Source organism: Brevinematia bacterium, from assembly GCA_039630355.1.
In the GTDB taxonomy this organism is placed as follows: Bacteria; Spirochaetota; Brevinematia; order DTOW01; family DTOW01; genus SKYB106.
On record JBCNVF010000108.1, the window covers coordinates 1 to 12,075 of the forward strand.

Genomic DNA, 12,075 nt, shown 5'->3' on the forward strand with positions numbered 1-12,075 from the left:
GTTTGAGAGAAGGGTAAAGTTGTTGTGAGACTGATGATATCGTATATCGTTATGCTTCAGTTTGGGGTCTGAAGTTTGTAGTAGAGTTTGGTAAAAATTAAAGTGAAAAAACCTCCTCTTGCCCTTAAAATAAAGGCAAAAGGAGGCATGTATGAATATCAAAAAAACTATAAACCACTTTATCAAAAACTTTCTATTTGACCTTCCATCCAAACTCAGGAAGAAGATAGCGGAAGTTGTCCTTCTATACTTCGCTACTGCATACAAGGGAAGAGCGATAGTATTTGCGGTGTTTCCGATGTCAACGAAGATACTCTCACAGAGTTATGAGAGTAAGTGGGTGTGGGATTTTGAGATATCAAGAAGATAAAAGAGGTGATAGGGGATAGGCTTGTTATGTATGACAGGGAGTTGAGTTGTCTTGAGGTGTTTGAGGGGTTAAATAAGATTAGATGAACATCTTTTCCAACAAGTAGTTAAAAGGCTTGGGATGAAGCTAAGCTGTGTGACTGTCAACACTATCTAGAAACAAAGAGGGTAAGTAGACAAAAAGTAGAATCTTGTCTACTCACCTAATGAAAACTGGAATTTATTGATTTTTGGTAATTTCAGTTTGCGAAAGAGGAATAAACTTCAGTATAATTTATATTGCGACGCGGGGTAGAGCAGTCAGGTAGCTCGCTGGGCTCATAACCCAGAGGTCGTTGGTTCAAATCCAACCCCCGCAAATTTGCGCCCGTAGCTCAAAGGATAGAGCATCTGCCTTCTAAGCAGAGGGTTGTGGGTTCGAGTCCCGCCGGGCGCAACTTCCGGAGGTCAGAATGCCAAGGTCTGTTATCTTAGCACCGATATTAAACTCCGAAAAAGTGCGTAATATGATGACAGATAAAGATAATAAACCCACAGGTCTTTTCGTGTTCAAGGTAAGAAAAAATGCAACGAAGATGGAGATAAAACAAGAAATAGAAAAACTTTACAATGTAGAAGTTGCTTCAGTTAATACTTGCATCCAACCTAAAAAGAGAAGGTTCGTGGCAAGAAGAGAAGGATTTACCTCCTCTTGGAAAAAAGCATATATCAAACTCGCAAAAGGCACCATTCCTATACTAGAAGAGGTTTCAACAAAAACAGGCAAAGAAGAAGAAAAGAAAGAAGAAAAAAAGACAGGGAAAAAGATGGAGCTAAAGAAGTAGGAGGTTATGTATGGGAATAAAGATTTACAAACCGATCACCAATGCATCTAGAAATAGAACAGGATACGATTTTTCAGAAATAACCACAGACGAGCCTTGTAAACAACTCACTGTAGGTCTTAAAAAGACTGGTGGCAGAAATAATCTTGGTAGAACAGTTGTTTTTACCAAAAGTGGTGGGCACAAGAGACTCTATAGAATAATTGATTTCAAGAGAGACAAAAGGAACATGTGGGCAAAGGTGGAAACCATTGAATACGATCCTAACAGAAGTGCTAGGATTTGCAGAATAGTTTACGAAGATGGTGAAAGAAGATACATTCTTGCTCCACTTGGTATAAAGGTTGGAGACAAAGTGATGGCTGGAGAAAATGCACCGATAGAACTTGGTTGTGCTTTACCGCTAAAAAACATCCCTATAGGAACAACAGTCCATAACGTTGAACTGCACCCTGGAAAAGGAGGACAGCTTGCTAGAAGTGGTGGTACTTTTGCAAAACTTGAGGCTAAGGAAGGAAAGTACGCAATACTCAGACTACCGTCTGGAGAAGTAAGAATGGTGTTACTCACTTGTTATGCAACAATCGGACAGGTAAGTAATCCCGACGTCGTAAACATAAGAATCGGCAAAGCTGGAAGAAGCAGATGGCTAGGAATAAAACCTAAAGTCAGAGGAGTAGCAATGAACCCTATTGACCACCCACACGGCGGAGGTGAAGGAGGAAAACAGAAAGGTTATCCCTACCCTATGACCCCTTGGGCAAAACCTTGCCTAGGATACAAAACAAGAAGAAAAAATTCACCAACAAACAAGTATATCCTCCAAAGAAGAAAATAATTAATGCTAATCTTACCCATCGGATTAATAGGAGTATATACCTCCTTCTCAAGAGAATCCGTCCTAGACCTTACATCTATACAGAAAATAGCTATTGACAATGGATTTAAAGCAATAGGTATCTCCGATCCAAATTATCCATTCTGGATTGAGGAAATCTTCTCCCTGCCCAAAACTTCCGTTATATTCTTCCCAGCTATACGAACCCCCATAACAATCAACAACCAAAAATTCGTAACATATATTGTGCCAAACTCTTTCCAAGCACTAGAAAACCTAGGAAGAAGAGAATCTCCTAACATTAGAGAACTAAAGCACCTAGATATCATCATCTTCTACTGCGGTAAAAGTAAAGAAGCTTTCTCCTACCTCTACAACATCTTCCTCGGGAAACTAGGTATAGGTATCAGCAAAAACAACAAAAATCTCATCAGAGATGTTATATCAAAAGTTGATTACATAATACCCTTCCATTACTCAACAATATCTCAAGAGCTAGAAAAATACTCTAGCTTACTCAAAGAATTTATACCCACACCTTCACCCTTACCTACCACATCTTACATTATAAAAGAGTTAGAGGATCTACCAGAACAGGCAATAAACAAGATAAAACACACACTAGAGAAGATAAACGACGTGAGAGACTATGAGATCCAATCTTCAAGCCGTGAAGAAACCTTCTCTTCATTACTGTGGAATAAAATCCTCTCCTCTACCAAAGTTGACGATAGAATACGGAGAGAATTTTTCAAGATAAAGGAACTAGGTCTCTGTGAGTTTTTCTATAAACTTATAGTATCCTTTGAAGAATTTCTAAAACATGGCACTGTAATATCCGACATTCTTTCTACCTCCTTCATATTTGAAAAGCTAAAACTCATCAAGATTAATAAATCAAAAGTTATCTCACTCTCTCATCTGCTTAATGAGAAGCCTTTCTATATTGACATTGACGTCTCTTCAAAAGAAAAATTCACAGAAGTGCTAGCCTCAAACTTTGGCGACGAACTATTCTACAGAGCATACCCAGTTCACATAAGAGAAAATTTTGTTGACGAGAAAATACATGCACTACCCGAAAGAAGCAAAGAGCTTGTAAGAAGCTATCTAAAGAATATCGTCACCACCTTTAGAGTTAGTAACAGACTTTTTTACTCCCCAGAATATCTGCGCAAGAGAGTAAAGCACAAAAACAACATTGGTGTTGAATTTTGCAAAAAAACCTATGATGCAGTTTTAGATATCAGACATATTGAATACCTACCCACTAAAGCTTTTCACTTTAAGGTTTTGGATATCATAAGAAATGACGAAGGCTTTATGCCACCTTATGTGCTCTCAGCATTTTGGAAAGATATAAGAAGCAAACACACCATAAAAGGTATTAAAGATACTCTAAGCCTATTCTACATCGCAAAAACTCTATCACTCAAACCATACTATAAGGGTTTAATGGAAGAGATAGTGTCACAAAAATATCCTCTCTTTGTTGAAGATATTCTTGAAATGCTTGATGAAAAAACAGTTGAGATCCTCCTAAGTATAGTTTGGTCAAGAGACAAGAAGGACACCGGAATAAACGAAGTTGATCTATTTAGAACACTTGTTGAAAACGGAATGGACAAAGAAACATCAAGTAAGATTACGAGATTGGTAGTAAGATACAAGAATATTCTGGGGATAAAGTCTATTGAAGTTCCAAAGTTCTATAGATTTCTCGCGTATGCCGGACTAAAGGCAGAAGATGAAACAAAATTCATTCTTTCGGTTCTAAAAAACACTGTTGTTAAGGAAAGAAAATACTCCTTCATCGTATTACAAGAACTTATCAACAGAGGTTATAGCATTAGAGGAATTGATATTAATAAGGCATCTTTCAGCAAGGTCTATGAGGAAAACGGGAATTTCTTCCTGCCATTTGCCTGCCTTAAGGTCAGCACAAAAGTAGTTGAGAAAATTATCAGAGAGAGGGAAGAAAGCTATTTCAAAAGCTTTAGCGAATTCTATGCTAGGGTCGGAAAAGAATTTCCAAGAGATGTAAGCAAACTTGTGAAGGCGGGAGCCTTTGATACTATGGACAACAGAGAAACACTGCTAAAGATTCCACAATCCTTACCAAAAATTCAGAGGAGATTAGCACTTGCAAGAGAAGAATTCAAAACTTTGGGTTTCTCACTACTTCTCTTTAGCAGTAATTTTGACGAAATAAGAATGAAAAATAGCTGTGGGAACATAAGAGAAGCAATTAGAGGAAAGACAAATAAGATTTTTGGATTTATTGCAAGAGTTGATAGATATGGAAACATCTTCTTACAAGATGAAAAGGATACAATATTTGTCAAGAACAAGATATTCTTAAACTTGAGAATTGGAAACTACGGGATATTTGAGCTTGACAGCACTTCCGGAATCTTCGGAAGGAATTTCTTCCTAAAAAACATTTTCACTGAGATTTAGAAGGAAGCAAAACTTACTTGCCGAATCTCAAAACTTGATTTACAAATTCTTCTTCGTTCTGTAGTCCTACCGTCTTTGATTCATAAGAGTCATTTATTATCTGAGTAGGAACACTCTCTATACCCCACTCCATTGCTAAGTCTGGGTTCTCGTTAGCTTCCACAACCTCAGCTACCACTTTTCCCCTAGATGCAACTGCAATTCTATTTGCTAAATAAGCAGATCCTGGACAATAAGGACATGTAGGCGTTACAAATACCTTTATATTCACAGGCTTAGATAGAGAGCTTAACTTCTGTGCTACTTCATCACCAAGCTCATGGTTTTCAGTAGAAATCATAACAATAGTTTCAACAATTTGACTTGCTTCGTATCCAAGAGGAGAACCACTAAATAAAATCTTATACCCCCTATCCTCACCTATCGTTACACTTGGAATAGTTCTTATAGTAAGACCTGTTGAGGTTTTAGACCCAATACTAGATTCCACAAGCTGAAGCTTGATCTTACTACTGACCTCCGCTAATTCCGAAAAAAAAGTTTTGGTAAACTCTACATAGTCCCTAACACTCTCATCCAATGAGTTGTAATATACTCTCACCTCTACATCATCTCTCAACTCTTGAAACTTTTCCTCTAAAAATTTCCTAGAATCGTCATCAATGATTCTTCCCATAAAAGCCTCCAAAAGTTTTTATGCGGTAAATATACTAACTATCCAGAGATAAGTCAAGAAAGTCTAAAAAATTCCACTTTTCCAATAAGTGCTACAGGCTCCAGATATAAAGCAATACTACGGGAATTAAACTTTGTTGTATTTCTTTGGAAAACGGAATACCAGTTTTTTATCATAAATACTGTGAAGAAGTATATCGTATCAATCGGGGGAGGAATTCTCCAAGAAAAGATAATAAGAGAAATAAAAGAACTTGGGTTTAAGGCGATTGTTTTTGATAAGGACCCTGATTGTATAGGCTCAAAGATAGGTGATGTGTTTTTCCCAATAAGCACTAGGGATTACGAAAGCATAATTGTAAAGCTTCGGGAGGAGAATTTATTAGATGAAGTTGCTACAGCAATTACCGTAGGTACTGACATGTCTTATACAGTGGCAAAAATAAACGAAATAGTTGCTCCATTTTTGATTTCTCCAGAAACTGCGCTGAAAACCACTAACAAATACCTAATGAGAGAAACACTAGTCAGAGAGGGTGTCAATGTTCCTGAGTTTTTCCTTTGTTCTACATTGGAAGAGGTAATTTCTGCTTTTAGGGTTTTAAGAGATAAAGGAAAGTACGCAGTGATAAAACCTATTGACAATATGGGAGCAAGGGGAGTAAAAAAGCTTAGTTCCGAAGAAGATATTGAGTCATCTTTCAGGGAAAGTATGGGTTTTTCTTTCCAAGGGAAGGTATTAGTTGAAGAATTTATTGAAGGAAACGAGCTTAGCGTTGATGCTTTGGTTTATAGGGGAGAGATTATTATAACTGGCGTTGCGGATAGAATAATAGAATACCCTCCTTATTTTGTTGAAACAGGTCACATTATGCCTACCAATCTTCCAAGTGATCTTGTTGAAATCGCAATAGAGGAATTTAAGAAAGCCATAAGAGCTGTTGGAATAATAAACGGTTCTGCCAAAGGGGATATAAAGATCTCTGTTGACAATAAGCCTTACATAGGAGAAATAGCCTCAAGGCTTTCCGGGGGCTTTATGTCCACACACACCTTTCCTTACTCCACGGGAGTAAACCTTATGAGAAATATCCTTCTTATTCATCTGGGGAAAGAACCTGAGATAAATAGATATGAGTATAAACTTACCTGCATTGAGAGAGCCTTAATTCCATACAAGGGGGTAGTTACGTCAATAAGTGGTGTTGAGGAGGCTAGAGGTGTAGATGGAGTTAAGGATGTGTTTATAAAGGTTAAAGAAGGTGATGCTGTAGGTGAGCCCAAAAGCAATCTTGACAAGGCTGGAAACATCATAGCGGTAGGGAAGACTCGTGAAGAAGCAATAAGAAATGTAAACAATGGGATAAGGAGGATAAAAATTTTAACAGAATCTAGCGGACTGGTGACACCCGAAAGCGAAATACTAGAGAAAGCCCGAAGAAAGTTTAATGGAGCTTGTTATGTTTGTAAAAGGTGCGATGGGGAAAGCTGTAGAGGTAAGGTTCCCGGAATAGGTGGAATAGGTAGTGGTGAATCATTTGTAGAAAATGTAAGAGTCTTAGGAGAATATAAGCTCATGCCAAGGTATATCCACTCAGCAAAAAACATAGACACTTCTATCAATTTCCTTGGACTGAAACTGGACCTGCCAGTTATCGTTGCACCTATCACTGGAACAACATCAAACCTTGGAGGAAAGGTGGAAGAACTTGAGTATATTAGATGGGTTATAAAGGGAGCTATGTTCTCAGGAACTATTGCAATGGTAGGAGATAGTGCAACCCCAGAAAAATATAAACTGGGAATCAGGGCGATTCTAGAGAACTTCGGAAACGGAATAGGAATCTACAAACCCAGAAGGAATAATCTAGAAATTATAAGGAGAATAAAGGAAGCAGAGGAAGTTGGAGCTATTGCTGTAGGAATGGACGTTGATGGATTCCTAATACCTACCATGAAGCTAAGAAACCAAGAGGTTGAACCTAAGAGTGATAAAGAGCTTGAAGAAATCGTAAACTCTACTAAACTACCTTTTGTAATCAAAGGAATCATGAACCCAAGCGATGCCTTATCAGCGTACAAAGCTGGAGCTAAAGTAATAATTGTTTCAAACCATGGTGGCAGGGTAAATGACTCATTACCTTCAACTATCAGTGTGCTTCCCGGTATCGTCAAAGCCCTTAGGGGGAAGAAAGTTATGATAGGAATAGATGGTGGCTTTAGAAGCGGAGCGGATGTTGTTAAAGCTTTAATCTTGGGAGCAGACTTTGTATGTATAGGAAGACCTGTTACAATATACGCCTTCGGCGGTGAAGTAGATGGGGTAAAGTATTACTTGGAGAAGATAAAAAGTGAGATAAGAGAAACTATGAAAATACTAGGTGCTGAAAATATACAGGAGCTTAAAAAAATCAAACCACCACCCCTTATCAAAAAGGGTGAGACTCTACACTTCACTAGGAAAACTTTCACAAGTAAACCTAAGACCAGAATACTGTAGGAGAGTGCTTCCTGTGAATGATACTAAGAGATTTTTAATAGAGGTTAAAGGATTAGTTGAGGGTGTTGGATTTAGACCATTTGTATACAGAGTTGCTAAAAAACTTGGCCTTGGAGGATGGGTCAAAAACGACACCAAGGGAGTGCTTATTGAAGTGGAAGGCAAAGAGAGCAAGATAGAAGAGTTTCTTAACACAATTAAAACTCTTCATCCCAAAGCTAGTGAAATTTTATCTATACACATCAGTGAAATTCCTTCATTAGGAGAGAAAGAGTTTTCAATCCTACAGAGTGTCAAAAGCAAAGAGAAATTTCCAATAATTCCCCCCGACATTGGTATTTGTGATAAATGTAGAGAAGAGTTACTCAACAGAAGCGATAGAAGGTTTCTCTATCCCTTTATAAACTGCACAGACTGCGGTCCCAGATTCTCAATCGTTGAGGATGTTCCTTACGACAGAAACAATACTTCAATGAAGGAATTTGAAATGTGTCCAACCTGCAAGGAGGAATATGAGAACATAAGAAGTAGGAGATTTCACGCCCAACCAATAGCCTGCTTTACCTGTGGCCCTAACATCTCCTTACTTGATGCTAACCAATCAAGGGTAATTGAAAGGCAAGATTTCAGCGAAAATGGACTGAGAGATTACACTAGAAAAACGATAATTGAAACCTCAAGACTTATTTTTCAAGGTAATATAATTGCTCTAAAGGGAATAGGTGGGTTTCAGCTTGTGTGTAGAGCGGATATTGACGATGTTGTGAGAAAACTGAGAACGAGAAAAAGGAGAGAAGAAAAACCATTTGCAGTAATGTTTAGAAGAATAAAGGATATTGAAGATTACTGCTATATATCACCTAAAGAAAGAGAAATTCTAAGTTCTTACATTGCTCCTATCGTGCTACTTAGAAAGAAAAAGAATACCAAAATATCAGAGCTTGTTGCTCCTAGAAACCCCTTTTTAGGTTGCATGTTACCCTACTCACCACTGCACGTTCTTCTTATGGAAGAAGTTAAGATACCTTTAGTATGCACAAGTGGTAATATCTCGGATGAACCTATATGTATAGACAACGATGAAGCACTTCAAAGGCTTATGGGCATAGCTGATTACTTTCTTATACACGATCGTAAGATAGTTAGGCATGTTGACGATAGCGTAATAAGAATTACTCCTTCAGGAAATAGTCTTCTCTTAAGAAGGGCAAGAGGTTTCGTTCCTAGGCCTATTACACTCAGTAGAAAACTACCAAACATCCTAGCTGTTGGTGGACACCTTAAAAACACAGTTGCAGTTTCTACTGATAACTATGTAATTCTTAGCCAACACATCGGAGATTTGGAAACTCTTGAGTCCGTAAAGGCATTTGAGAGGAGTGTCAACGATCTATTGAGATTCTACGAAATAAAGCCTAGATACATCGTCTGTGATCTACACCCAGATTACTATTCTACTCAGTTTGCAGAGGCACTTTCCGAAAAGTTAGAAGTTCCATTGCTGAAGGTTCAGCACCATCTAGCTCACATCCTATCCGTCACTGCTGAAAATGATTCTCTTGGTGAGAAAGTAATAGGCGTTGGATGGGATGGCACAGGGTATGGAATGGACGGTGAAATGTGGGGAAGTGAATTCTTTCTAGTTTCTGATGGAAAGTTTGAAAGAGTATTTCACTTTCTTCCTATACCCCTTGTAGGCGGTGAAAAAGCTATCAGAGAGGTATACAGAATAGGAATAGCCTTATTACTTCTATCTTCACAACTAGACGAAGCAGAAAGGATTTTTGGTAACAGAAGCAACTTTAACCAAATTGTGAGTATGTATAAGAAAGGAATGTATGTAAAATCTTGTGGTGCGGGAAGACTTTTTGATGGAGTTTCGTCAATACTTGGTATCTCAGAACACTCAAACTTTGAAGGACAATCAGCTATGGAGTTAGAGTTTGCTCTTTATTCCTCAAGAGAAAGTAACGTGGGAGAATATGAATATGAAATCAATGGTAAAACTGTTGATTGGAGAAATATCGTAATAGGCATAGTAAAGGATCTCAAAGATGGTGTCCCCAGAGAGACAATAAGCCTGAAGTTTCACAACACCATGGTTAAGATAATAGAGGATTGCGTTTCCAAAATAGCTAAATTCTCCTTATGTAACAAAGTTGCGTTAAGTGGTGGAGTATTCCAAAACAGCTATATTCTTGACACTGTGATAAGGAGACTTGAAGAGAGTGGTTTTAGTGTGATGGTTAACAGGAAAGTTCCTCCAAATGACGGAGGGATTTCACTAGGACAGGTCGTATATCCTCTGTTTATATCGCACCGCACCTAACTGCTCTGGAGAATAGATCTAGAACACCAAAATTCCTACTTCTCACCTAAGTTTTCAAATCTTGAAGATCTCTTATAATATATTATGTAAGGCATGGAAGAAAACTCTCTTTTTGGACCAGATTGGCCTAACTCTAAGCAAGAAACTAATTCTAACAAGCTTAAAAAGAAACTAGACTACCTTTACGAACTTTACTGCACTCCTGAGTTTATACTTTCCGATCCTATACAATTTGTCTATAGATTTAGCGAAGAGAGAGATAAAGAGGTAGCTGGATTTATAGCTTCTGTCATGTCTCAGGGAAAAAGAGAGAAGATAATTTCAAAAACCGAGGAACTGCTCTTTAATGTAATGAAGGGGACACCTTACGAATATACCATCAACTTTGACATTGATAGTTTACCCGATAAGTTGAGGAATTTTTCGTATTTTGCATATAGGAACATCTTGGGGGAAGAAATCGGCTATGTGATTTATTCTGTTGGAAAGGTTCTAAGAAGATGGGGAAGCCTTAAGAACCTGTTTTACGAGGCATATCAGAATAACAAAAGTTCAAAAAACGTAAGAGAAATTCTTATCTATGTTGTTGATAAGATGTTGGGGTGGAATAATTCTCTATCTTCAGCTATCTACTCGCTTATTCCTACTCCTAAAAGAGGTAGTGCCTGTAAGAGACTTAATATGTTTCTTAGATGGATGGTTAGGAAGGATAGAGTCGACACTGGGTTGTGGAGTGATGTTATTCCAACATCTGCATTAGTGATACCTCTTGACTTTCATGTTTTAAGAGTCTCCAGAGAGTTTGGCTTGACAAAAAGGAACCAAAACGATTGGTTAACTGCTGAAGAAATAACAGAAAAACTAAAGGAGTTTGATCCAATGGATCCCATTAAGTACGACTTTGCAATATTTGGATACGGCGTGACTAGAAAAGATATCAACTCCTAAGCTCTAAAAACTGATAACACTTTTATCTCTCAGCTAACAATATTTCTCCCATCTTCTACTTCCTACCTTTCTTAGCATTAAAGAAGCATTGTAATAAAATTTTGAGTATTCTTGTTTAATATTCTTTGGAGTTTGAGGAGGGAAATATGGTGAGTAAGGTTTATTCATCTTCCGTTGTTGGGTTGAACGCTTCTTTAGTTGAGGTTGAGGTCAATATTGAAGCTAAGATCCCAAGTTTTGAGATAGTTGGCTTGCCTGACGCAACCGTAAAGGAATCTAAAGAGAGAGTTCGTAGTAGTATTCTGAATACAGGATACTCTTTCCCCCTAAAGAGAATTTTGGTGAACTTGGCTCCAGCATACATAAGGAAGGAAGGCTCAATTTTGGACTTAGCCTTAGCAATTAGTATACTCGTAGGCTCTGGGCAGATAAACGATTCCGGAGTTGTAGATCTCAATAATACGATCTTCGTTGGAGAACTTTCTCTAGATGGCCGTGTAAAACACACAAAAGGTATTCTTCCTGTGGTCTTGTTTGCTATAGAAAACAACTTCAAAAACGTTTTCATACCCGATGAAAATGCAAAGGAATGCAGTATTGTTTCTGAACACATAAACATCTTTCCCGTAAAGAATTTAAGAGAAGTATCAGAATTTATAAGCGGAAATTGTAGTATTCCTCCTTTGAAGGAGGAGATAAACATTGTCAGAAACAAACAACCTGACATGGATGTCTCTGATGTCAGGGGGCAGTATTCAGCCAAGAGAGCTATTGAGATTGCTGTAGCTGGAGGGCATAACATACTTATGATCGGTGGCCCCGGTGGTGGTAAAACTATGCTAGCAAGAAGAATTCCCACCATCATGCCAGAGATGAGTATGAAGGAAATAGTAGAGACTACAAAGATCTATAGTATAGCCGGAATGCTCGGAGAGAATGGAATAATAAGTGAACGACCGTTCAGAGCTCCTCATCACACTGCATCAGATGTATCAATAATAGGTGGTGGTAGAATACCTAAACCGGGTGAAATAAGCCTAGCTCACAACGGTGTCCTTTTCTTTGACGAACTTCAGGAATTTAAATCAAACGTCTTACAGGTTTTAAGACAACCCCTTGAGGAAGGAATAAT

Annotated in this window: 9 protein-coding genes and 2 tRNA genes; 10 read left to right on the plus strand and 1 reads right to left on the minus strand. The window is 38.1% G+C overall.

From position 1 onward, the window contains the following. The first annotated feature begins 151 nt into the window (after positions 1-151). The 6 genes from ABDH28_07195 to ABDH28_07220 all read left to right on the plus strand — a co-directional run bounded on the left by ABDH28_07195 (position 152) and on the right by ABDH28_07220 (position 4,491). Positions 152-370 (plus strand): hypothetical protein, encoded by a 219-nt coding sequence (locus tag ABDH28_07195; protein MEN2998801.1) that lies wholly within the window; start codon positions 152-154, stop codon positions 368-370. A 284-nt stretch (positions 371-654) separates the two neighbouring features. Continuing rightward, positions 655-728, plus strand: a tRNA-Met gene (locus ABDH28_07200). A gap of 4 nt (positions 729-732) precedes the next feature. Then, positions 733-805 (plus strand) — tRNA-Arg (locus tag ABDH28_07205). A 16-nt stretch (positions 806-821) separates the two neighbouring features. Then, positions 822-1,193: a 50S ribosomal protein L23 gene (locus ABDH28_07210; GenBank protein MEN2998802.1), complete on the plus strand. Its 372-nt coding sequence runs from the start codon at positions 822-824 to the stop codon at positions 1,191-1,193. A gap of 10 nt (positions 1,194-1,203) precedes the next feature. Continuing rightward, positions 1,204-2,031 (plus strand): 50S ribosomal protein L2, encoded by an 828-nt coding sequence (gene rplB, locus ABDH28_07215; protein MEN2998803.1) that lies wholly within the window; start codon positions 1,204-1,206, stop codon positions 2,029-2,031. A 3-nt stretch (positions 2,032-2,034) separates the two neighbouring features. Then, positions 2,035-4,491, plus strand: coding sequence for a hypothetical protein (locus ABDH28_07220; GenBank protein MEN2998804.1), 2,457 nt, complete (start codon positions 2,035-2,037; stop codon positions 4,489-4,491). 13 nt (positions 4,492-4,504) lie between these two features. On the opposite strand, the gene ABDH28_07225 is transcribed toward ABDH28_07220, so the two are convergent. Then, a complete protein-coding gene (locus ABDH28_07225; GenBank protein ID MEN2998805.1) occupies positions 4,505-5,167 on the minus strand; it encodes a thioredoxin family protein in 663 nt (220 codons plus the stop codon). A 183-nt stretch (positions 5,168-5,350) separates the two neighbouring features. Between ABDH28_07225 and ABDH28_07230 the strand changes: the two genes are divergently transcribed. From ABDH28_07230 to ABDH28_07245, 4 genes are all read left to right on the plus strand, one after another. Next, positions 5,351-7,666: an alpha-hydroxy-acid oxidizing protein gene (locus ABDH28_07230; GenBank protein MEN2998806.1), complete on the plus strand. Its 2,316-nt coding sequence runs from the start codon at positions 5,351-5,353 to the stop codon at positions 7,664-7,666. Between the two features lie 13 nt (positions 7,667-7,679). Continuing rightward, a complete protein-coding gene (gene hypF / locus ABDH28_07235; GenBank protein MEN2998807.1) occupies positions 7,680-9,995 on the plus strand; it encodes a carbamoyltransferase HypF in 2,316 nt (771 codons plus the stop codon). Positions 9,996-10,088: 93 nt separating this feature from the next. After that, positions 10,089-10,943: a TIGR02757 family protein gene (locus ABDH28_07240; protein MEN2998808.1), complete on the plus strand. Its 855-nt coding sequence runs from the start codon at positions 10,089-10,091 to the stop codon at positions 10,941-10,943. Between the two features lie 146 nt (positions 10,944-11,089). After that, on the plus strand, positions 11,090-12,075 hold a 986-nt coding region (locus tag ABDH28_07245; protein MEN2998809.1), incomplete at its 3' end, for a YifB family Mg chelatase-like AAA ATPase.